Origin of the sequence: Xanthomonas sp. 4461 (assembly GCF_024806475.1) — a bacterium.
GTDB lineage: Bacteria > Pseudomonadota > Gammaproteobacteria > Xanthomonadales > Xanthomonadaceae > Xanthomonas > Xanthomonas arboricola_F.
Genome location: NZ_JANTYV010000002.1, coordinates 274,089 through 296,515, shown reverse-complemented (window position 1 = coordinate 296,515; position 22,427 = coordinate 274,089). Strand labels below are relative to the sequence as shown.

At 64.0% G+C, this 22,427-nt stretch carries 14 protein-coding genes and 1 tRNA gene; 10 read left to right on the top strand and 5 right to left on the bottom strand.

The window, feature by feature from the left end:
• Positions 1-188 precede the first annotated feature (188 nt).
• Positions 189-998, top strand: a complete 810-nt coding sequence (locus tag FHY19_RS09030; protein ID WP_259165011.1) for an FHA domain-containing protein — start codon at positions 189-191, stop codon at positions 996-998.
• Here FHY19_RS09030 and msrQ read toward each other — a convergent pair.
• Together msrQ and msrP are read right to left on the bottom strand one after the other, a co-directional pair.
• Positions 940-1,596, bottom strand: a complete 657-nt coding sequence (gene msrQ, locus FHY19_RS09025) for a protein-methionine-sulfoxide reductase heme-binding subunit MsrQ (protein WP_259165005.1) — start codon at positions 1,594-1,596, stop codon at positions 940-942. The genes FHY19_RS09030 and msrQ overlap by 59 nt on opposite strands.
• Before the next feature lie 142 nt (positions 1,597-1,738).
• The gene (gene msrP / locus FHY19_RS09020) at positions 1,739-2,707 is read right to left on the bottom strand and encodes a protein-methionine-sulfoxide reductase catalytic subunit MsrP (protein ID WP_259153773.1); all 969 of its coding nucleotides are present in this window, start codon (positions 2,705-2,707) and stop codon (positions 1,739-1,741) included.
• A 176-nt stretch (positions 2,708-2,883) separates the two neighbouring features.
• On the opposite strand from msrP, the gene serC reads away from it, so the two are divergent.
• From serC to aroA, 3 genes are all read left to right on the top strand, one after another.
• Complete coding sequence (gene serC / locus FHY19_RS09015) at positions 2,884-3,969, top strand: 3-phosphoserine/phosphohydroxythreonine transaminase (protein ID WP_259165001.1); 1,086 nt, start codon at positions 2,884-2,886, stop codon at positions 3,967-3,969.
• Positions 3,970-4,035: 66 nt separating this feature from the next.
• Entirely contained in the window at positions 4,036-5,259 is a 1,224-nt protein-coding gene (pheA, locus tag FHY19_RS09010; RefSeq protein WP_259164993.1) for a prephenate dehydratase, read from the top strand.
• Positions 5,260-5,368: 109 nt separating this feature from the next.
• Positions 5,369-6,685 carry a 3-phosphoshikimate 1-carboxyvinyltransferase gene (gene aroA / locus FHY19_RS09005; protein WP_259164988.1) on the top strand — a complete coding sequence of 439 codons (1,317 nt, stop codon included), beginning with the start codon at positions 5,369-5,371 and terminating at the stop codon, positions 6,683-6,685.
• Here aroA and FHY19_RS09000 read toward each other — a convergent pair.
• Complete coding sequence (locus FHY19_RS09000) at positions 6,669-7,247, bottom strand: energy transducer TonB (RefSeq protein ID WP_259164962.1); 579 nt, start codon at positions 7,245-7,247, stop codon at positions 6,669-6,671. The two genes, aroA and FHY19_RS09000, sit on opposite strands and share 17 nt — an antisense overlap.
• A 245-nt stretch (positions 7,248-7,492) precedes the next feature.
• Positions 7,493-8,158, bottom strand: a complete 666-nt coding sequence (locus FHY19_RS08995; protein WP_259153778.1) for an energy transducer TonB — start codon at positions 8,156-8,158, stop codon at positions 7,493-7,495.
• Between the two features lie 111 nt (positions 8,159-8,269).
• Between FHY19_RS08995 and serS the strand changes: the two genes are divergently transcribed.
• From serS to FHY19_RS08970, 5 genes are all read left to right on the top strand, one after another.
• Positions 8,270-9,550 carry a serine--tRNA ligase gene (serS, locus tag FHY19_RS08990; protein WP_259164959.1) on the top strand — a complete coding sequence of 427 codons (1,281 nt, stop codon included), beginning with the start codon at positions 8,270-8,272 and terminating at the stop codon, positions 9,548-9,550.
• Between the two features lie 307 nt (positions 9,551-9,857).
• A complete protein-coding gene (locus FHY19_RS08985) occupies positions 9,858-10,874 on the top strand; it encodes a LysR family transcriptional regulator (RefSeq protein WP_007964080.1) in 1,017 nt (338 codons plus the stop codon).
• 374 nt (positions 10,875-11,248) lie between these two features.
• A tRNA-Ser gene (locus tag FHY19_RS08980) sits at positions 11,249-11,338 on the top strand.
• Between the two features lie 1,512 nt (positions 11,339-12,850).
• Entirely contained in the window at positions 12,851-13,927 is a 1,077-nt protein-coding gene (locus FHY19_RS08975; protein ID WP_259164952.1) for a catalase family protein, read from the top strand.
• 307 nt (positions 13,928-14,234) lie between these two features.
• Positions 14,235-16,028 carry a PAS domain-containing methyl-accepting chemotaxis protein gene (locus FHY19_RS08970; RefSeq protein WP_259164951.1) on the top strand — a complete coding sequence of 598 codons (1,794 nt, stop codon included), beginning with the start codon at positions 14,235-14,237 and terminating at the stop codon, positions 16,026-16,028.
• Between the two features lie 277 nt (positions 16,029-16,305).
• Here FHY19_RS08970 and FHY19_RS08965 read toward each other — a convergent pair whose 3' ends face one another.
• Positions 16,306-18,417, bottom strand: coding sequence for a methyl-accepting chemotaxis protein (locus tag FHY19_RS08965; protein ID WP_259164944.1), 2,112 nt, complete (start codon positions 18,415-18,417; stop codon positions 16,306-16,308).
• 1,011 nt (positions 18,418-19,428) lie between these two features.
• Between FHY19_RS08965 and FHY19_RS08960 the strand changes: the two genes are divergently transcribed.
• Positions 19,429-22,287: a PAS domain-containing protein gene (locus FHY19_RS08960; RefSeq protein WP_259164933.1), complete on the top strand. Its 2,859-nt coding sequence runs from the start codon at positions 19,429-19,431 to the stop codon at positions 22,285-22,287.
• Positions 22,288-22,427 lie beyond the last annotated feature (140 nt).

Sequence of the window (22,427 nt, the reverse complement as noted above, 5' to 3'; positions counted from 1 at the left end):
CTGGCTCCAAGTGCGGACGCACGTGGCAAGGCCGCACCGAGGCGAGCAAAGCGATGCTGCGGCGATGCGGTGACGGACGCGGCCCGCATTTCGAACGCGTGGTGGCCGCTGCGCGCGATGCCGGCACCCAGCGGCTGGGCGCGAGGTGATTGGCCGCTGGCGGGGGCAAACCTGTTAGTCTGCCGCGGGTGCGCGACCTGCAAGTTCATTTCACTCACCGGCAGCAGCCGGATCATTCCCTCAAGCCCGGCGTCCACCGGATCGTCCGTCATGCCTCTGGCAGCGTGCGGGTGGTGGCTGATGCCCAGGGGGCGCTGCTGTTGGCGCAATTCTGTCTGGACCAGCGCGGCCTGTGGCTGCAGGTGGCCAACGGCATCCGCGGCATCCACGTCAACGGGCGCCCGGTGCGCCGCATGGCGTTGTTGCGCCCGGGCGATGCGATCTATGCCGATGGCGTGGAGATGCTGTTGCGCAGTGCGCCCTCCAGCGCGCCGGCCAACGATACGCAGGAAGACGATGCCGGCCTGAGCGAAGTCTGCCTGCTGTTACGCGGGCTGGGCGGCCGTCACCACGGGCGCAGCTTCACCCTGGACCGCTCGCGTCTGGTCGGCAGCGACCCGGCCTCGGACATCGTCATCGACGACCCCGCCTTCGCCGCGCAGCATGCACGCCTGGAGCGTCATGGCGACCGCGTACTGATCCGCGATCTCGGCTCGGAGGAGGGCAGCTGGATCAACGGCGTGCAGGTGCGCGATGGCTGGCTGCAGGCCGGCGACCAGGTGGTGTTCGACGCCCGCCACCGCTTCGTGGTGGAAGTGCCGCGCATCCATCACGGCACCACCTGGGACATCCCCGATTCCGAGCCGCCGCTCCCCCCGCGCGCCGTCGCCGAGCCGGCGCGCGCGCCGATGAAGGTGGCGCGTTGGCCATGGCTGCTGCTCAGCGCGGTGTTGCTGGCGGCTGCGCTGAGCGCCTTGCTGTGGTTCGGCGCGCGCTGAGCTTCTTCCAGATCCGCCAGCCCAGCAGGGCCGCAAGGATGCCGGCATACAGCGCCGGTTCGCGGATATCGGATTTCACCAGCCACCAGAAGTGCAGCACCGCCAGCACGCCGATCGGATAGATCAGCTGATGCAGGCGGCCCCAGTTGCGCTTGAGCCGCCGCATCCAGCCCTGGGTCGAGGTGATCGCCAGCGGCACCAGCAGTAGCCACGCCGCAAAGCCCACGGTGATGTAGGGGCGCTTGATGATCTCCTCGAAGATCTGCGTCCAGAAGCCGCGCAGGTCCAGGCTCAGGTACACCGCCAGGTGCACGCTGGCATAGAAGAAGGCGTACAGCCCCAGCATGCGGCGGAAGCGGATCAGCACGGCCTGGCCGGTGAGCTGGCGGAGCGGGGTGATCGCCAGGGTGATCACCAGAAAGCGCAGCGCCCACACCCCGGTGCGATGCTCGATCTCGGCCACCGGGTCGGCGCCAAGTGCATCGCTGCCGGTCTGCCACACCTGCCAGAACTGCCAGGCCAGCAATGCGATCGGCGTCAGTGCGGCGGCATGGACCAGGGTCTTGGCGGCAATCAGGGAAGCGGACGTCTTGGCCATGCGATCTCGAACAAGGAAGCGGTGCCACGCGGGCAGGAGATGCCACGCGGGCAGGAAACGTAGGGGCGCACCCGGGCGCGACAGGCATTACCGGTAAGGCCCGTCGCGCCCGGGTGCGCTCCTACGCGGGGGACATCACTGCCTAGAACCACTTCTTCAGGTCCATCCCCGCGTACAGCGAGGCGACCTGATCCGCATAGCCGTTGAACGGCTTGGTCGCGATGCGCTCGGCGAACAGCTTGCTGGCGGTACCGGCGATCCGGCGCTCGGTCTTCTGGCTCCAGCGCGGATGGTCCACCGCTGGATTGACGTTGGAAAAGAACCCGTACTCGGAGGGCTGCAGGTCGTGCCAGGCGGTCTCGGGCATCTTTTCGACAAAGCGGATCTCCACGATCGACTTGATGCTCTTGAAGCCGTACTTCCATGGCACCACCAGCCGCAGCGGCGCGCCGTTCTGCTGCGGCAGCGGCTTGCCGTACAGGCCGGTGGCCAGCAGCGTCAGCGGGTGCATCGCTTCATCGATGCGCAGGCCTTCGCGGTAGGGCCAGTTGATCGAGCGATAGCGCACGCCTGGCATCTGCTGCGGATCGGCCAGCGTGGTGAACGCCACGTACTTGGCCTTGGAGGTTGGCGCGAAGCGCTTGAGTACCTCGCCCAGCGGCACACCGGTCCACGGGATCACCATCGACCAGCCTTCCACGCAGCGCAGCCGGTAGATGCGTTCTTCGGCGCTGATGCCTTTGAGCAATTCGTCCAGCGACAGGCTGCCGGGCTTTTCGCATTCGCCGCTGACCTTCACCGACCAGGGCGACAACTTCAGGGTCTTGGCGGCCTTGGACGGGTCGGTCTTGTCGGTGCCGAACTCGTAGAAGTTGTTGTAGCTGGTCACGTCTTCCAGCTTGGTCAGTTCTTCGGCGGTGCGGAAGCCGCTGCGCGCCTGCGCCGGCGTCACCACGGTCTTGGGCGGAGGCGGCGGGTCGGCCTCGGCGCATCCGGCCATGCCCAGTGCCGGGGTCAGCGCAAACAGCTGCAGCAGCCGGCGCCGGTCGCGGTAGACGGACTCATCGGTGATCTGGCTGGACGGCAGTTTGAACGCATCGCGAAACGACATGGCAGGCTCCGGCAGTGGCTGCAGCGTGAGAGTAGCCCACAGGGGTGAACGTTCGTCCCGTGGCTGTCACCACGTTACGTGAGGCCCGGTCAAAAGGATGCAGCTGCAACTTTTTTGCCCGCTGCCAAGCCCGATGCGCTGCGGCATACTAGAAGGCTAGCTCGACAAGGTGTGCCATGACACGCGCGTTCAATTTCAGTGCCGGCCCTGCGACATTGCCGGAAGCTGTCCTGCGGCAGGCGCAGGCGGAAATGATCGAGTGGAATGGCGTTGGCGCCTCGATCGTTGAAATCAGCCACCGCAGCGCCGATTTCATGGCCGTAGCGGCCGCGGCCGAAGCCGATCTGCGCAGTTTGTTGTCCATTCCCGACGACTACGCGGTGCTGTTCACCGCTGGTGGCGCCACCACCATCCAGGCCTTGTTGCCGCTGAATTTCGCCGCGCCCGGGCAGGCCGCCGACTACGTGATCACCGGGCACTGGGGCAAGACTGCGATCAAGCAGGCGGCCACCTATGTGGATGCGCGCATTGCCGCCGATGCGCAGGCAGATGGCTTTATCGACATTCCGCCGGTGGCCAGCTGGACCTTGTCGCCGCACTCGGCCTACGTGCACATCACCGCCAACGAGACCATCCACGGCGTCGAATTTCGCGACACGCCGGATGTCGGTACCTTGCCGCTGTTTGCCGATTTCAGCTCGTCCATTGCCTCCGAGCCGCTGGATATCTCGCGCTACGGGCTGATCTATGCCGGTGCGCAAAAGAACCTGGGCCCGGTCGGTATCTCGGTGCTGATCGTGCGGCGCGACCTGCTGGAGCGCGCCGGCCAGCCGCGTGCGGACATCTTCAACTACGCCTCGCATGCCGCGCGCGATTCGATGCTCAACACCCCGCCGACCTGGAACTGGTATCTGCTCGGGCTCACCGTGAAGTGGATGCTGGAGCAGGGCGGGGTGGAAGAGTTCGCACGTCGCAATGCCGAGAAAGCCGCGTTGGTCTACGGCGCCATCGATCGCTCCGGCGGCTTCTATCGCAACCTGATCAAGCCGGCCGTGCGCTCGCGCATGAACATCCCGTTCTTCCTGCCGGACGAGCAGCTGGACGCGTTGTTCGTCAGCCAATCCAAGGCCGCCGGTCTGCTGGCATTGAAGGGCCACAAAGCCGTCGGTGGCATTCGCGCCTCGCTCTACAACGCCATGCCGGTGGCTGGCGCGCAGGCGCTGGTGGCCTTCATGCACGACTTTCAGCAGCGTCACGGCTGAGTCCCATCTTCGACCGCGGCGCAGGCCGCGCAGGCGCTTGCGCCGTTTCTCAAGGAATGCCCAGCGATGGCTCCCAAGTCCAACAAACCCGCTGCTGCCAAGGGCAGCAAGACCAAAACAGCGAGCAGCGCGGCTGATGCCTCGGCGACCAGGCAGGTCGCCCAGCCCGCGACCAAGCCGGGCAACGCCATCGGCAAGCCTGCCGCCGCCGCACCGGTGCTGGCCGACGTGCGCGCCAAGATCGACGAGATCGACCGCAACATCCAGGCCTTGATCGCCGAGCGCGCCAACTTCGCCCACCAGGTCGGCAAGGCCAAGGGCAAGCTTGCCGCAGCGGTGGATTACTACCGCCCCGAGCGCGAGGCGCAGGTGCTGCGCATGGTGGTGGACCGCAACGAAGGCCCGCTCAGCGATGAAGTGCTGGTGCACGTGTACCGCGAAATCATGTCGGCCTGCCTGGCCCAGCAGGAGCCGCTGAAGATCGGTTATCTCGGCCCGGAAGGGACCTTCAGCCAGCAGGCGGTGCTCAAGCACTTCGGGCGCTCGGCCGTGGGTCTGCCGATGGCGACCATCGAGGAAGTGTTCCAGGAAGTTGAAGCCGGCAATGCGGACTTCGGCGTGGTGCCGGTGGAGAACTCGGGCCAGGGCACCATCCAGGTCACGCTGGACATGTTCCTGACCTCCAACCTGAAAATCTGCGGCGAAGTCGAGCTGCGCGTGCACCAGTACCTGCTCTCGCGCAACGGCCGACTGGAAGACATCGAGCGCATCTACGCGCATTCGCAATCCTTCGCCCAGACCGCCGGCTGGCTGCGCTCGCACCTGCCCAAGGTCGAGAAGATCGCCGTCTCCAGCAATGCCGAGGGCGCGCGGCGCGCGCGCAATGCCGAAGATGCCGCAGCGATCGGCGGCGAGAGCGCCGCGCACGTGTATGGCTTGAAGAAAGTCATCATGAAGTCGATCGAAGACGACGACGACAACACCACGCGTTTCCTGGTGATCGGCCGGCAGATCTTTCCCACCTCCGGGCATGACCGCACCTCGGTGCTGGTGTTCATCCACGACAAGCCGGGCGCGTTGTTCGACGTGCTCAGCCCGTTCGCGCGGCATGGCATCAGCATGAATCGCATCGAGTCGCGTCCCTCGCACCAGGCCAAGTGGGAATACGGCTTTTTCATCGATCTGGCCGGCCACGTAGAAGACGAGGCGATGAAGCAGGCGTTGGCCGAACTGGAAGCGCATTCGGCGCAGATCAAGGTGCTGGGCTCGTATCCGGTGGCGATCCCCTGAGCACTCGACCACCCGCCCAACTGGCGCGCCGCCGCTCTGGCGATGACGGCGCTGCCATCTCTTACCCAGCGCATCGCCTGCATGGCGGCGCAGCAATCGGATCATTCGCATGAGCAGCAGCACGCAACACTGGATCGCGCAGCAGGGCAGCGCATTGCGCGGTACGTTGGCCATTCCCGGCGACAAGTCGGTGTCGCATCGTGCGGTGATGTTTGCCGCGCTCGCCGATGGCATTTCGCAGATCGATGGGTTTCTCGAAGGCGAGGACACGCGCTCCACCGCAGCCATCTTCGCCAAGCTGGGCGTGCGGATCGACACCCCATCGGCATCGCAGCGCGTTGTGCACGGCGTCGGCGTGGACGGCTTGCAGGCGCCCACCGAGGAACTGGATTGCGGTAACGCCGGCACCGGCATGCGCCTGCTCGCCGGCCTGCTGGCCGCGCAGCGCTTCGACAGCGTGCTGGTCGGCGATGCGTCCTTGTCCAAGCGGCCGATGCGACGCGTGACCGGCCCGTTGGCGCAAATGGGCGCAAGCATCGAGACCCAGGACGACGGCACGCCTCCCTTGCGTGTGCACGGCGGTCAGTCGTTGCACGGCATCGATTTTGTGTCGCCGGTCGCCAGTGCGCAGGTCAAATCCGCCGTGCTGCTGGCAGGTCTGTACGCCCAGGGCGAGACCTCGGTGACCGAGCCGCATCCCACGCGCGATTACACCGAGCGCATGTTGTCTGCATTCGGTGTGGAGATCGATTTTTCGCCGGGCAAGGCGCGTCTGCGTGGCGGCCAGCGTTTGCGTGCGACCGACATTGCGGTGCCTGCGGACTTTTCGTCGGCAGCGTTTTTCATTGTGGCTGCCAGCATCATTCCCGATTCGCAGATTGTGCTGCGCGCGGTGGGCCTGAATCCGCGGCGCACCGGCCTGCTGGCTGCATTGCGGTTGATGGGCGCGGATATTGCCGAAGAAAACCATGCCGAACATGGCGGCGAGCCGGTGGCCGATCTGCGCGTGCGCTATGCGCCGTTGCAGGGCACGCAGATTCCCGAAGCGCTGGTGCCGGACATGATCGACGAATTCCCCGCCTTGTTCGTGGCCGCTGCGGCCGCCAACGGCAAGACCGTCGTGACCGGCGCTGCCGAGCTGCGGGTCAAGGAGTCCGATCGTCTGGCCGCCATGGCCACCGGTCTGCGCACGCTCGGCGTGCAGGTCGATGAAACACCGGATGGCGCCACCATTCACGGCGGCACGATTGGCAGCGGTGTGATCGAAAGTTACGGCGATCACCGTATCGCGATGGCATTCGCCATTGCCGGTCAGCTCTCGACCGGCGCCGTGCAGGTCAACGACATCGCCAACGTCGCCACCTCGTTCCCGGACTTCGATACGCTGGCGCAGGGCGCCGGTTTCGGGCTCAGCGCTCTGCGCTGAACTCGACCGGCACCTGCACGCTGCTGACCACTGCGTGGCCATCGCGCGTGGCCGGTTCGAAACGCCACTGGCGCAGGCTCTCGGTCACCGCTGCGTCAAGCCGCGGGTCGTTGCTGCCGCTGCGGTCGACGATTGTCACTGCACGCACCTGGCCCTGCATGTCCAGTTGCAGGCGTGCGGTGCGGCTGCCCTGAATGCCGGCACGCGCAACATCGGTCGGGTAGCGGGGCATCGTGTTACCCGGCAGTGGCTTGGCATCCACGCTGTTGATCGCCGCGCGCACCGGCTGATGCGCAATCATCGTCATCGCGCGCGGGCCATCCGCGCTGGGCAGGATCTGGCGGCTGGCAGCAGGGGCAGGGCGGATGTCGGTGGCGAGCGACTCATCGCCATGCCGGGCCCACCACCACGCCGGGATCACCACCAACAAGGCCAGCAGCGTTGCCCATAGCCACGGCGAGGCACCGTCGTCCTGCATGTCCTGCCGACGCCCGGACGCTGTAGGGGCAGAGCGAGACAGTGACGGCGTGTGATGTGACGAGGGGTTCGAGATGAAGGACATGGCCGCCTCCTGGCGCATCTTTGGGATGACGCAGCCAGTCTGGTCGGCGCTGCCTGAGGGGCAGCTAAGGCGAATGCCCGCGTCACTGTTACGACGCTGTAGTCGTTCAGCTTGGTGAGGCGCCTATTGCGTGATGGCACTGCCGACAATCGTCCGGGCAGCGCCAGCCGATCCCTTGCAAAACAGCCCCTTGCACGTGCTTATGGTGGCGGACCGAGTCCGCCGGTCCAGCTGGCGTGCCGTGCTTACTGCGCCGGCTTGAACTCGAAGGGGATATCCAGACTTCCTGCAGCCGGCTGCCCGTTTTGCTGGGCTGGGTGAAAGCGCCAATGGCGTACCGCTTCCATTGCGGCGCGATCCAGATCGCGTGAGCCGCTGCGCTTGACCAGGGTCACACCGCCCGGATTGCCGGCGGCATCGACGTCCACACGCACGACCACATCGCCGGCATCGCCGCGCCGCAGTGCTGCCGACGGATAACGCGGCGGTGGCATCTGGCCCTGCATGGGGACCGGGCGGTTGCCGCCTGCCACTGGCGCGTTAGGCGGCGCCGAAGTGCCTGGCGCACCGGGTACCGTGTTCTCCGGCAACGGAGCCGGTGCAGGCGGCGCCGGTGGCGCGGTCTCCACCAGGGTCGGCGCCTGTTCGGGCGGCTTGGCCTGTGGCATGTCGCTGGCGCCGTCCTGGGCGGGCAGCGGCGCCGGCAGCGGTTGAATGGTGTCGTCGGCGGCCGGCGTGCCGGCCGTCGGCTGTGTCGGGGAGGCCTTGTAAAAATCGTCCTTGCGGCCGGTTGCCCACACCAGCAGGAACAGCAGCAGGCCGGCGCCGAAGGCGATACCGGCGATTTTCAGGGTGTGGCGGGGCAGACGCAGGACGATCTGACGATCGGATGCAGGGCGGGGCGCGGGCATAGGGCTCACCTGAAGGATCGCGGTAATTCTGGCATAGCCCCGGTGAATCGATCGCAGCAGGTGGCGGAACAGGCGATAATCTAGTGCTCCTCACCGACACACAGACTTCCGATGCTAGATCCGGCCCTGCTTCGCCAACATCCCGCCGACCTTGCCGAGCGCCTGCGCAGCACGCGCAGTTTCTCCCTGGACACTGCGGAACTGGAGTCGCTGGAGAGCGAACGCAAGCGGATCCAGGTGCGCACGCAGGAATTGCAGAGCATGCGCAATTCCAGATCCAAGGCGATCGGGCAGGCCAAGGCCAAGGGGGAAGATGTCGCCGCGTTGATGGCCGAGGTGGCCGGCTTCGGCGATGAGCTCAAGGCTTCGGAAGACGCGCTGGACGTGATCCGCGCCAAGCTGGAGACCATCGCGCTAGGCCTGCCCAATCTGCCGGCCGACGATGTGCCGCTGGGCAAGGACGAGGGCGAGAACGTCGAGCAGTCGCGCTGGGGCACGCCGCGCAGCTTCGATTTCCCGGTCAAGGACCATGTGGAACTCGGCGCGCCGCACGGCTGGCTGGACGGCGAGACTGCCGCCAAGCTGTCGGGTGCGCGCTTCACCGTGCTGCGTGGGCCGATTGCGCGGCTGCACCGCGCGCTGGCGCAATTCATGCTCGACCTGCATGTCGGCGAGCATGGCTACGAAGAAACCAATGTGCCGCTGCTGGTCAATGCCGAGTCGATGCGTGGCACTGGGCAGCTGCCTAAGTTCGAGGACGACCTGTTTCAGACCGAGGTGGGTGAATCCCGCCGCTATCTGATCCCTACCTCCGAGGTGCCGCTGACCAACATTGTGCGCGACGAGATCGTCGATGCCGAGCGACTGCCGCTGCGCATGACCGCGCATTCGATGTGCTTCCGTGCCGAAGCCGGTAGCGGCGGCCGCGATACGCGCGGCATGATCCGCCAGCACCAGTTCGAGAAGGTGGAGCTGGTCACCGCCTGCGCGCCGGAACACAGCGATGCCGAGCATCAGCGCATGACGCGCTGCGCCGAAGTGGTGCTGGAACAACTCGGCCTGCCGTATCGCAAGGTGCTGCTGTGCACCGGCGACATGGGCTTTGCTGCGATCAAGACCTACGATCTGGAAGTGTGGCTGCCTTCGCAGGACACCTACCGCGAGATTTCGTCGTGCTCCAATTGCGGCGACTTCCAGGCCCGCCGCATGCAGGCGCGCTGGCGCAACCCGGCCAGCGGCAAGCCGGAACTGCTGCATACGCTCAACGGTTCCGGCACCGCCGTGGGCCGCGCGATGATCGCGGTGATGGAGAACTACCAGAACGCCGATGGCTCGATCGATGTGCCGCAGGTGCTGCGTCCGTATATGGGCGGGCTGGAAAAGATCGGCTGATCTCACTTTCGTTGGGCTGGGGCGCTACGCATCGGCTCCAATGCGCGGCAACGCGCCTTGCGTGACGTCGATGCCGGCGCGCAAGGCCGATCTGCAGCCTGGTTGCTGCAGGCGGCTGCGTAGCGCTGCAGCCTCGTCACGCACAGCAGCATCCAGAACGGCGATTGAAAACGGGACCTGCGAAGGTCCCGTTTTCTTTTTCCGGCTCCTGCAGCGCTGCCGGGGCCTGGGCAACCGCGTCGCTGCGAAGACTAGGTCGTTGCTCTGTTGGGATAAAGGTGATTAAATATCGCTTATCGTTCTATCCATGGATACCTGCGCCATGCACGACCTGAATGACCTGTACTACTTCGCGATGGTGGTGGACCACGGCGGCTTTGCTGCCGCCGAGCGTGCGCTCGGGATCCCCAAGTCGCGCCTGAGCCGTCGTATCAGCCAACTCGAAACCGACCTGGGGGTGCGCCTGCTGCAACGCTCCACGCGCCGCTTCGCGGTCACCGACGTGGGCACCAGCGTGCACCGGCACGCCCAGACCATGCTTGCCGAAGCCCAGGCCGCGCGCGAGGTGGTGGATCGTCTCAGCGCCGAGCCGCGCGGTCTTGTACGGGTGAGCGTTCCGGTCTCGCTCGCGCAGATCCAGCTACCCAAGCTGCTGCCGGAGTTTCTGGCCAAGTACCCCAAGGTGCGGCTGCAGCTCAACATCAGCAACCGCCGCGTCGACGTCATCAACGAGGGCTACGACATCGCGCTACGGGTGCGTTCGCGCCTGGACGACGACGGCAGCCTGGTGATGCGCAGCTTTGGTCAGGTGCAGGAATTGCTGGTCGCCAGCCCGAAGTATCTGGACCGCGCCGGTCGCCCGAAAGACCCGAGCGAGCTGGCCAACCACACCACCATGAGCACCAGCGAAGACGAAGCGCATCAGCGCTGGGAACTGCACGGCCCCAATGGCGAGATGCGCCGCGTGGACCTGCAGCCGCGTCTGGCCGGTTTCGATTTCCCGTTGCTGCAGTCGATGGCGCGCGATGGCTTCGGCATCACCATGCTGCCGGAAACCGTCTGCGCCGAAGCGGTGCGCAGCGGCGAACTGGAAGTGGTGCTGCCGCACTGGTCGCTGCCGCAGGGCATCTGCCACGCCGTGTTCGCCTCGCGTCGCGGCCTGCTGCCGGCGGTGCGGGTGTTCATCGACTTCCTGGCCGAACACCTGCCGCAGGAAATCGAACGCTCGCGCCTGGATTGCGGCGGCAATTGCGCCGAGCTGGCCGAAAAGCTCAAGCGCGCCGCTGGCACTGCGCCGCGCTTGGCGGTGGCCGAGGCAGGCTGAGCAGTCGTGACCGAAGCAAGCTGAGGGCTGTGTTCGCCGCTGCGCTGGCTGCCCGGTTGTTTGGCAGCCAGCGAGCTGCTCGGCAGTCAGCTCGCCTCAGACATTCGGCAGGCTGCATCTATGCTTAGGTGCATCCCGCCGACCACCACGTGCAGCGGCCGGCCACGATTAGCGCCGCACTACGCTGCGCCAGCCATAAGCGAGTAGTGCCCAAGCAAAACGCGCCCGGGCATGCGAGAATGCGCGCCCGGGAGCGATCCCGGGAGTGGTGGCTCTGCACAGGACACCCGTGCGGTCACCGCCAGGCGCCACCCGCGCGATTCGGGTCGCCAGCGTAACAACCGATGCTTTCGGCGGTCGCGCGCAGCAACATCGGAGAGATGGCCGAGCGGTTTAAGGCACCGGTCTTGAAAACCGGCGAAGGGTCAAACCTTCCGTGGGTTCGAATCCCACTCTCTCCGCCAAGTTCCCGCATAAATCATTGATTTATAAGAGATTGTTTCGGATATTTTAAGGTCTGAGGCAGGGCGCAAATCGGGACACATCTCCCGGTGCCCATCCCTCATCATCTCGTCCGATCCTCCTCCGGCCACTGGTCCTTCCGCCAATGCGTTCTCATTGATCTGCAAGTCTTGGGACGGTAGATCGTCAAGCAGAGCCTTTGTCGACTCCCCGCAATTCAAGGGGGCGCTTGGCGGCCTTGTTGGTGGATGGAGAGGCGTTGTCACCGATAAAGATATAATGGATGTCATCAAGGGTGCTGTAGATGCAGCCGGTCCAACTCATTGTAATTCTGGCGGATAAAATTATGTCCTTGTTTTGGCTTAAATTTTGGGCTTTTACTTTTGGGCTTTCATCAGTAAGATTTTTATTCTACTTCTTTAGTAAATTTTATATGGGGCAGGAGCTTGAGGAGGCTGACTATATGGTAATTCCTTTTGCAGTAATTTGTGCTTTTCTTAGCTTTCAACTTCTACGGCAGTTGAAAAAGAGGCGTGCATTGTTAAAAAAATAGTTTGCCGTTAAGGGCTTCGATATATCGAGGCCCTTCATCATGACACTGGGCCTGCGATCTCCTCTCTGTCAATTTTAAAATGATGCCTAATAATTTCTTGTTGGGATGTGCGGGGCGGATTTTTGAGGTTTATGTGTAGATTTTATGGTCGATTATTGGGATGGGTATGAAAATCTACATTGGTGCAGTTTACGTTTACCCCTCATTATAGATTTTTGATGCCTGAAGTTGTGCTGGACGGATTGCCGACTAGGTAGGAAATTAACGGCAAGAGCGAACTTGTGGTTTGCTTTGCAGAAATCGTGCGCCAACGCTGCGCATCGGTGCGGTAGCTTTCGCCAGCTCGTTGCTATGCCTGCGCTGAGCAACGCAGCCTTTTTAAAAAAATTGAGATCAAAGTCTCTTTAATTGTCGAATTCGTTTGTCTCTCGACAAGGGCAGTTTCCTTGTGCGCTCCAAAGACATGAGTTTCACAAGCGGCGGTTTAGTACGCGCCAATTAAGTCTTTCAATCGGGAATGTCGATTTGTTAGTCGCAGCAGCTGCTTGCCGAGCAGGGTTTGATTTGCTCGATGCAAGTACAGGGCTTGTTCATCATTATTCTCGCCGAGGCGGAGTCAAACAGCGATGACAGTTTGTCTGTGTGCTGAGGGGAGTGAATTCTTGCGACAGTGGACGAGCAGGTCATAAGGTGGTCTGGCCACAAATTGTTCATGGAATGATCCAGATCATCGGGTTGGAAGGACCAGGTGCCGGCGTTCTTCAAGGAAGCGACCGCTGCGAGTCGGAGAGCGAAAGGACTGCGGGGGCGGGGCTGGATCACCCGCCTGTCGGCTAGTGCCATTGGAAGGGCTGGGCGGAGTAGACGTGCGCCCCTCGACAGTTGACTCTCCTCGACTTCGACGGAGCGTAAACAGCGGGTGTAGCACATTGGCCTGACCAGCCATAAAGCCAGGAACCTCATGAACGCGCCCGTCGAATATCGCCCCGATCTGGAAACGCCCAGCGTCAGCGAGCAGGAAACCATTCGTTCGCTTGAGGCGCTGTTCGTCGACATGGCAACGACCGTGGCCGAGAAGGAAGGGCACGCGCACCGCGCAGTCCATGCGAAAGGGCAGGGCCTGTTCACCGCCAAGCTCACCGTATTCAACGATCTGCCCGAAGAGCTGCGGCAAGGGTTGTTCGCAGGGCCTGGGCAATACGATGCTTACATCCGCCTGTCATCGCCACCTGCCGAACAGCTGAGCGATGCTGTCTCGACCCCGCGTGCCCTGGCGTTGAAGGTGTTAGGTGTCAGCGGTGAGCGCGTCGAGGGTGGAGACGAAAAGCACAGTCAGGATTTCTTGATGGTCAATGGCCCTTCCTTCACCACCCCTGGTCCCGATGGGTTCTTGCGTAATTTTCGCGTTCTTGCGGCGACTACGGAAAAGGCGCCACGCGCCAAGGCCGCACTTTCAAAAGTGCTTCGGGGTGTCGAGAACACGCTTGAGAAGATCGGTGGGGGAAGCGGCAGCATCAAGCAGATTGGCGGGCAACCGCAGGTTCATCCGCTGGGCGAAACGTTTTTCTCGCAGGTGCCGTATCTCTACGGGCGTTACATCGCCAAGTTCTCGCTGGCGCCGGTGTCCAGAAACCTCCTCGAACTCGATGGTCGGGAAGTCGGCGACTCCCAGGACGCGCAGCGCGAGGCCGTTCATCACGCCATCAGCACCCTGGACAGCCCGGCCGAGTGGGAGCTGCGCGTGCAGCTGTGCCGGGATGTGGAAAAGATGCCGGTCGAGGATGCGTCGATAGAGTGGCCGCAATCCATCAGCCCCTTTGTGGCGGTCGCGCGCGTCGTGGTCGAGCGCCAGGCCGGATGGGACGGAAAGAACTCGCAGCAGCTGGAAGACCGTATCGCCTTCTCGCCGTGGCATGCCCTGGCCGCTCATCGGCCGCTGGGTGCGATCAACCGGGCGCGCCGTATCGTAATGGCAGCCTCGCGCCGATTCCGCTCCGAGTTCAATCGCTGCCCGATCCACGAGCCGACTGGCGTCTAGCTGTTCTTGCTGCGTGTCTGTGTCGTGCAGCACGTCTGTAACCGCGGGGCCGGAGTGCCCCGGATCGCAGCTGCCAGGCGAGGATTTCGATTAGTCGTTGAGCGACTGCGGCGACTAGCGTGGCGTGCCAGGGTGACCGCCGCCGCGTTTGGCGAGGAGTAGCAGACAGCGGACTCGATCTACAGGGGCTGCTGCTGTCTAGCTGAATGCTCGACTCGCCCAGGGTGGTGGATCGGAAAAGGGCCATCAAGAACGGCCGACCGCTGCCGCTAGGGACGCATCCCCAACGCAAGCAGCAGAGGCCGCTATGTTTTTCTCCGACAGCCGCAAGGTGGACGCGCTGACCAAGGCGGTTGATGCCACGTTGAAAGGTGGCAGTGCGCAGTGGCCCAATAACGGATCGGCTCTACTGCTCAAGAAAATGGCCGAGCGCTTGTATGCGGCCCAGCAGGAGTGTGATTTGGCCAAGGCCGAGGCGGAAGACGCGACCACCGCGTTGCGCCATCTGGAGGGCCGTTTCGACCTAGTCGCCAGTGGTACAACCGACGGGCTCTGGGATATTGGTGTCATTGCCGGGGATCCCAGCCACCCCGACAGCCCGGTGTGGTGGTCGCCGCAGATGCGTCGGCTGCTGGGCTTTGCCTCTGAACAGGATTTTCCCAATGTCCTGGACAGTTGGGTCGCATGCCTGCACCCGGATGACAAGCAGCCGACGCTGGATGCCTTTGCGGCGCACCTTGCCGATCGCAGTGGTCGAACCCCCTACGACGTCGAAAACCGCCTGCGTCTGAAATCCGGCGAATATCGCTGGTTCCGCGCATTCGGCACGACCGAGCGCGATGCGCAAGGCGTGCCGCTCCGTGTGGCCGGTTCGCTCACCGACATCACCGAGCGCCGCGAGCGGGAGCAGTTCCTCGACATCACGCTGACGCGCTTCGAGCTCGGCTCACAGATGCTCAGCGATGGCTTGTGGGACATGAGCGTGATCGCGGGTGACCCGATCAATCCGAACAACGAGTTCTGGTGGTCGCAGCAGTTCCGCCATCTGCTCGGCTTCGAGTCCGAGCAGGACTTCCCCAACGTGCTCGATAGCTGGGCGTCACGGCTGCACCCGGAAGACAAGGAGCGTTCTCTGAACGCCTTCGCGGCGCACTTGAACGACCGTAGTGGCCGCACCAACTTCGATATCGAGTACCGCCTGCAGCTCAAGAGCGGCCAGTACCGCTGGTTCCGCGCACGCGGCCTGACCAAGCGCGCTGTCGATGGCACGCCGTTGCGCGCGGTTGGAGCATTGATGGACGTGGAAGCCGGACGTCAGCTGGGCGAAGTGGCAAACACGCTCAGCAGTGCGGCAGGCGATATCGTGCGCAGCAACGATGACCTATCGCGGCGCACGGAGCAGCAGGCAGCTGCCCTCGAGGAGACTGCGAGTTCCATGGAGGAGATGACCAGCATCGTTCGCAAGAATGCCGAAGGTGCGCGTCAGGCCAACTCGCTGGCGAGCAAGGCCGCAGAGACAGCATTGCATGGCGGTGAGCTGGTCAATGGTGTCGTCAGCACCATGGCGGCGATCCAGGCGTCGTCGCGCAAGATCGGCGAAATCATCACCGTCATCGACGGGATCGCGTTCCAGACCAATATCCTTGCCCTGAACGCGGCCGTGGAAGCGGCGCGGGCGGGCGAGCAGGGACGTGGTTTTGCGGTCGTTGCATCCGAGGTGCGCAGCCTCGCGCAGCGCTGCACCATGGCTGCCAAGGAGATTCGCGATCTGATCGCCGATTCGGGTGCGAAGGTGGGGCAGGGCGCGGAGCAGGTCAACGTGGCGGGCAAGGCCATGGAAGAACTGCTTTCCTCGGTGCGGCAGGTCAACGACATCATGAGCGGCATTGCGGCGGCCAGTCACGAGCAGAGCGCCGGCATCGAGCAGATCAATCAAACCATCTCGCAGATGGATGCAGCGACGCAGCAGAATTCCGCTCTGGTTGACACCATGGCATCGTCGGCCCGTGCACTTGAGGATCAGGCGACCGCTCTGGTGGAAAGTGTTGCAAGTAGCTCACGCAGCGCCACCGGCAAGACGAAGCTCGCATTGGCTGCATAACGCATGCAGCCAGTCCGCCGCCCTGCGACTTGGTGACGCCGGACGCAGGGCGGTGCGCTGAAAGCCGGAATGCATTCGGCGGTTTTTTACGCTCGGCCTGAAAAAGCGCCCACTCCAAACCGATCGCCTGGGATGTTCCATCCAGCAGGAGCGATGCCAATGCGCGATCTGGTCGCGACTGAGACTCTCTGGATTTTCCATCGGAAAGAGCTGGGTCAGGTGCACTTTATGAATTAACCTGATCCTGTTCCCACTCATCCCATGATGGCTCACGCACTCACATCATCGTCGCCTTGACCTTGAACACGTCCACTGCGCGGGTCAGTTGCACGGAATGGTCTTCCAGCGCACGCGCGGCGGTGCTTGCGGCTTCGACCAGGCGCACGTTTTGCTGGGTGGTTTCGTCCATCTGCGCGATGGTCTGATTCACCTGTTCGATGCCGCCGGCCTGTTCCAGCGAGGCGGCGGAGATCTGGCCCATGATGTCGGTGACGTGCTGCACGCTGGTGACGACTTCGCCCATGGTGGTGCCGGCCTTGTGCACCAGGGCCGAGCCATCGGCCACGCGCTGTACTGAATCGTCGATCAGGCGTTTGATTTCCTTGGCGGCATCGGATGAGCGGTGCGAGAGGGTACGTACTTCGGAGGCGACGACGGCAAAGCCTCGGCCTTGTTCGCCGGCGCGTGCGGCCTCGACCGCTGCATTCAACGCCAGAATATTGGTCTGGAAGGCGATACCGTCGATGACCGAGATGATGTCGGCGATACGCCTGGACGATGCTTCGATCCCGGACATGGTATCGATCACCTGGCCGACCACATCGCGTCCTTCCGATGCGATGTTGGCGGCGCCGCGTGCGAGCTGGTTGGCGCGGCCGGCGTGCTCGGCGTTCTGCTTGACAGTGGAGGTCAGCTCTTCCATCGAAGCTGCGGTTTCTTCGAGATTGGCGGCCTGTTGTTCGCTGCGGCGCGCCAGTTCCTGATTGCCGCTGGCGATGTCCTCGGCAGCAAATCCGATGCTGTTGGAGGTCGTTTGTATCTGGCTGACGATGTCTGTCAGGCGATGCACGGTGCTGTTGGCATCGTCGCGCATGGCGGCGAACACGCCATGGAAGTTGCCGGACATGCGCACGGTCAGGTCGCCGTCGGCGATGGCGCGCAGCAGCTCGGAGAACTTGGCCAGGTTGCTGTCGGCGGTGGCCATCATGGTGTTGAGGTTGTCCACCATCAGGCGGAAATCATGTTCGAACTTTTCGGGTTGACCGCGCAGCGCGAAGTCGCCAGCACATGCGGCCTGGGTCAGTGCGTGGATTTGTGCGTTGATGGCGCGCAGGTTCTGCTTGACCTGCTGCATGGTGGTGGTGATGGCGGCTTTTTCGCCGGGGTAGTGTTCGATTTCCGGAGTCAGGTCACCGATTGCATAGCGTCCCATGACCTCGGTCATGCGCAACTGGGTCTGCACATGCGCGTGCACCAGCGCGTTGGTGTCCTGCACCATGTGCGCGTACTCGCCAGGAAATTGCTGCGCGTCGGTGCGATAGCTGATCTGGCCGGCGTCGTGACGCGCGGCCATGGTGCGTTGCGCCGATATGACATCGCGCAGGCGGCGCTGCATCTGCTGCATGGCACGCAATAGCTGGCCGGATTCGTCCTTGCCTGCCGTGGTATCGGCCGTGCCGAGGTCGCCTGCGCTGATGCGCTCGGCTAGTTGCAGTGACAGAAGCAAGGGTAGTACGACGCTGCGGGTGAGCAGCAAGGCAATCGCTGCACCCAGCAGCAGTGCGATGACAGTGGAGATCACCATCAGCATGGCGAAGCCACGTGCGGTGGCGACGGCCTGCGTGGCGGCTTGGCGGTTCTTGTGCTCTTGCAGATCGATGAAGGCGTTGATGCTGGCCAGCCAATCGATGAAGGCCGGGCGTGCTTCCTGCAGCAAGCGTTGTTCGGCATGCGGCCGGTCCGACGCGTCGCGCAATGCGCGCACCTGTGCGATCAATGGCAGGGTGCGCTGCTCGATGGATTTGATCTGTTGCAGGATTGTTTTTTCCTGCGCGTCTGTCGAGGCGGCGATCATGTCGTCGAGCGGCTGGGCGGAGCGGGCATAATCGGCGGCCAGCTTGTCGATCGATTGCTCCGCAGTGCGGCGGTCAGCCGGCGCATCCATCAGCACGACATCGCGCAAGGCGATTGCGCGGTCATGCACACTGCCACGGAAATTGATTGCGTACCGTTGCTTGACGCTGTTGACTTCATTGATGGCGGTCAATTGCCGGTCGATGCTGCGCACGCGCTGGATGCCCACCACGGTAAGGATCACCATCAGGATGATGATCGCGAGAAAGCCGAGGGACAGGCGTTGGCCAATGCGCAGGTCGGAGAGGGTGTGCATAAGAGGAGATCGGTGATCCGGAGGGCGGGGGGAATCCCGGCATGGGCAGGGATGCGGGGCAGCAGGGAGGCCTCCGACAGGGCTGCGTTGCTACCCCAATCGTGTATCGCCTCGTCCGTTAGCGACCTCATCCACTGGAACTGTACGCACCGCGCATCCGGCATTCAGGCGCCGTTGGATCGCGCTGCGGATGCGCATGCATGGGATCGAGCGGGCGACGTTGGACGTGCGCAGCAAGATGGCGAACGGGGCCCTGGAGGGCCCCGATGCAGTGGCGGCGGCGACGCAGGCATGGTTTGCGGTAGTTCCTGCGGTAGGTGTCGCGTGCATATTTGATATACGCGTCCTGATTCCCAGCACAGCGGCGCGATGTGCCTGTCGGCACGCACCCCGGGCGGCGGCGCGGCCGTTGCTGGTCCAGCGAGTCGTCGCGAACATGCTGCTTCCGTTGGCTTCGGCGCTTGAGAGCTCCATGGCGGACTCACGCCATGTCCCGTAGCGGTGGGCGGGCAAGGGCCCCGCAGCCGGGCGCCGATCAGCGGCTCTCCCATGACGCACCTGGAGCGGTCAAGCATGCCAAGGACAACCGACACCTTCCGATCTTGAAGGCGCCGAGGAAACGTCGCGAGCAATGGACGGGTGAGGTGCACTAGGGACTTGAGGGCGCCACGCAGGCAATCCGCACGGCGGACAGGCCCGCCGCGCGGCGCGGGCTGGCAGTCGCGCACCACGTCGCCCTCGGCTAACCCACGTCCTCACACGCGGCGCAGTACCGTGGCGCCATGGCAGCGAGTGGCTGTATGGACGCCGCCTGCCGCGCGTTGGATGATGACAGTGGTGTGGGCGGTCGATCGTGCTTCCTGGCGATGCGCCGCGCGGTCTCGGGCTCTTTAATAACGGTTTGGCACAGATGCACGGATGGGTGAACAATCATCAGGGCGTAGACGGTGCGGCGACACACTTGCCTTGTGCAGGCGACCTGCATGGCGTGGCCGTGCGGATGCGCGCGGCATGATCGCTGCATTTCCGTATGGCGACAGCGCCATGGCGCAGGCGGTACGTGCATACGACTGGTCTGGCACGCCGTTGGGGCCGAGCGAGCAGTGGCCGTCACCGTTGCGCAACGCGGTCAGCCTGATGCTCACCTCGCCAGAGAGCATGTACGTGGTATGGGGCGAAGCGCTGACGTTTTTCTACAACGATGCGTATGCGCCTATCCTCGGGCCGCGTCAGCCGTATGCACTGGGCGCGCCGCTGCGCGAGCTGTGGGCCGATGCCTGGGAGGCGGTGCGTGCGCCGATCGAGGCGGCGTTTGCCGGGGACGCCTCGCGCTTTGAGGAAGTGCCGATCGCCATGAACCGCTACGGTGTGCCGGAAGACACCTGGTGGACGTTCTCGTTTTCGCCGATCTATCTGGACGATGGCAGTATCGGCGGCGCGTTCTGCGTGACCAACGAGGTGACTGCGCGCAAGCTGGCGCAGACGCGGTTGGCCGACGAGCATGAGCGCTTGATCCGCTTGTTCGAGCAGGCGCCGATGTTCATGGCGTTTTTGAGCGGGCCGCAGCATCGCGTCGAGTTTGCCAACCCCTGTTATTCGCGCCTGATCGGACACCGCGACGTGATCGGGCGTCCGCTCGCCGAAGCGTTGCCGGATGCGCTGGAGCAGGGTCACTTGCGCCATCTGGATGAGGTGTATCGCTCCGGGCGCGCGTACACGGCCAACGCGCTGGTGTACGACGTCCAGGCAGTGCCGGGCGGGCCGACCGAGCGACATCTGCTGGATCTGGTGTATCAACCGATTGCCGGCGCCGACGGCACGGTGTCCGGTATCTTCGTGCAAGGCTTGGACATCACCGATCGCATCAGCCTGGAACGCGCCGTGCGCGAGGCGGAGGTGCGCAACCGGCAGATCCTCGATAGCGTCATGGATTACGCGATCATCGCCACCGACATGCGCGGCCGGGTAACCTCGTGGAACGAAGGTGCGCGCCGCATACTGGGCTGGACCGAGGCCGAGATGCTCGGGCAATCGCTGGAGCGCACGTTTACTCCGGAAGATGTGGCCAATCACCAGATTCTCATCGAAGCCGCTGCAGCGCTGGAAAGCGGCAGCGGCATGGACGAGCGCTGGCATATGCGCAAATCCGGCGAGCGGTTCTGGGCCAATGGGTCGCTGATGGTGCTGCGCGAAGAAACCGGCGCGGCGATCGGCTTTGTCAAAGTGCTGCGCGACCGCACCGCCGAGCGCCTGGCCAGCGAGGCCTTGATCAAAAGCGAGCGCCGGCTGGACGCCTTGGTACGCGCGTCGTCGCAAGCGATCTTTTCCGCCACTGCGAGCTGGAGTGCGTTGCGCCTGCATGCGGGCGACGGCTTGCTGGACGATGGTCGTCCGGCAAATGCGCACTGGCAGCAGGAATGGATTCATCCGGACGATCGTGCGCCGTTGCTGGAAGCGATCGATACTGCGATCGGCGACAAGGCTGCCCTGGAGCTGGAGCTGCGCGTGCTCGACAGACAGCAGCGGGTGCGCTGGACGCTGTTGCGTGCAGTGCCGTTGCTGGATGCGCAGGGCGGGATCGAGGAGTGGTTCGGCACCGCCTCGGACGTCAGCGACCGACGCGCGGCCGAAGAGCAACTGCGCTTGCTGACCGAGACCCTGGAAGAACGCGTGCGCGAGCGGAGTGCGGCGTTGCTGCTGGCCGAAGAAAAACTGCGCCAGAGTCAAAAGATGGAGGCGGTCGGGCAGCTCACCGGTGGCCTGGCGCACGACTTCAACAATCTGCTGACCTCCATCACAGTGGGGCTAGAGCTGCTGCAGGCACGCGTGGAGCAGGGCAAGTACGACCGGCTGGAACGCTATGTGGAAATGGCGCAGACAAGCGCCGCGCGCGCTACCGCGTTGACGCAACGCCTGCTGGCATTTTCGCGCCGGCAGACGCTGGCCCCCAGTGCCCTGGAAGTGGACGCCCTGGTGCACGGCATGCGCGAGATTATCTCGCGGACACTGGGGCCATCGATCACCTTGCAGGTGACGCCGGCGCCGCAGCCGTGGAAGGTGCTGGTGGACGCGCCGCAGCTGGAGAACGCGCTGCTCAATCTGTGCATCAATGCGCGCGATGCCATGCCCGACGGCGGCGAACTCACCATCAGCCTGCACAACCGCTCGCTGGATTCGGCTGCGGCGCTGCCGCTGGATCTGCCGCCTGGCGATTACGTCTGCCTGAGCGTGCAGGACACCGGCACCGGCATGACCGACGAGGTCATGTCCAAGGTGTTCGAGCCGTTTTTCACCACCAAACCGATCGGGCAGGGCACCGGTCTGGGATTGTCGATGATCTACGGGTTTACCCGGCAGTCCGGCGGCCATGTGCGTATCGATTCGGAAGTGGGCGTGGGCACCACCATGGCGCTGTATCTGCCGCGGTTCACTGGCGCGCATGCGCAGGACCATGCCGTGGCAGCACCGGAACAGCTGCAGTGCGCCGACGTACGCAGTTGCACCGTGTTGCTGGTGGAGGATGAAATCGCGATCCGTACCCTGATTTCCGAGGTGCTCACCGAGGCCGGTTATCACGTCATCGAAGCGGCCGAAGGTAGCGTCGCGGTGGAGCGCTTGCGCTCGCTGGAGCCGATCGATGTGTTGGTCACCGATGTCGGCCTGACCGGCGGCTTGAACGGGCGCCAGGTGGCCGATGCCGGCCGGCAATACCGGCCAACGCTGCCGGTGTTGTTCGTGACCGGCTATGCGGCAACCGCGGCAGTAGGCGCTGGGCAGCTGGACGACGGTATGGAAGTGTTGACCAAACCGTTCCTGGCGGCCGAGCTGAAGCTGCGCGTGTTGCAGTTGCTGGCGCGGCAGGTGTCATGATGCGTCGGCAGTGTCGGCAGCACCGCCGCCGCTGGCATCGGGCGGGCAGCCGGGCTGCTGACGCCCGTATCAAGCGCCAGGTGCGGTGCTTGCCATCGCCCGGCCAGCGCGCGCTATGGGCTGGCCTTGCAGCGCTTGGG

Coding starts and splice junctions, on each gene's coding strand:
- msrQ (WP_259165005.1), bottom strand. CDS start 1,596: ATGGCCAAGACGTCCGCTTCCCTGATTGCCGCCAAGACCCTGGTCCAT.
- msrP (WP_259153773.1), bottom strand. CDS start 2,707: ATGTCGTTTCGCGATGCGTTCAAACTGCCGTCCAGCCAGATCACCGAT.
- serC (WP_259165001.1), top strand. CDS start 2,884: ATGACACGCGCGTTCAATTTCAGTGCCGGCCCTGCGACATTGCCGGAA.
- pheA (WP_259164993.1), top strand. CDS start 4,036: ATGGCTCCCAAGTCCAACAAACCCGCTGCTGCCAAGGGCAGCAAGACC.
- aroA (WP_259164988.1), top strand. CDS start 5,369: ATGAGCAGCAGCACGCAACACTGGATCGCGCAGCAGGGCAGCGCATTG.
- FHY19_RS09000 (WP_259164962.1), bottom strand. CDS start 7,247: ATGTCCTTCATCTCGAACCCCTCGTCACATCACACGCCGTCACTGTCT.
- FHY19_RS08995 (WP_259153778.1), bottom strand. CDS start 8,158: ATGCCCGCGCCCCGCCCTGCATCCGATCGTCAGATCGTCCTGCGTCTG.
- serS (WP_259164959.1), top strand. CDS start 8,270: ATGCTAGATCCGGCCCTGCTTCGCCAACATCCCGCCGACCTTGCCGAG.
- FHY19_RS08985 (WP_007964080.1), top strand. CDS start 9,858: ATGGATACCTGCGCCATGCACGACCTGAATGACCTGTACTACTTCGCG.
- FHY19_RS08975 (WP_259164952.1), top strand. CDS start 12,851: ATGAACGCGCCCGTCGAATATCGCCCCGATCTGGAAACGCCCAGCGTC.
- FHY19_RS08970 (WP_259164951.1), top strand. CDS start 14,235: ATGTTTTTCTCCGACAGCCGCAAGGTGGACGCGCTGACCAAGGCGGTT.
- FHY19_RS08965 (WP_259164944.1), bottom strand. CDS start 18,417: ATGCACACCCTCTCCGACCTGCGCATTGGCCAACGCCTGTCCCTCGGC.
- FHY19_RS08960 (WP_259164933.1), top strand. CDS start 19,429: ATGATCGCTGCATTTCCGTATGGCGACAGCGCCATGGCGCAGGCGGTA.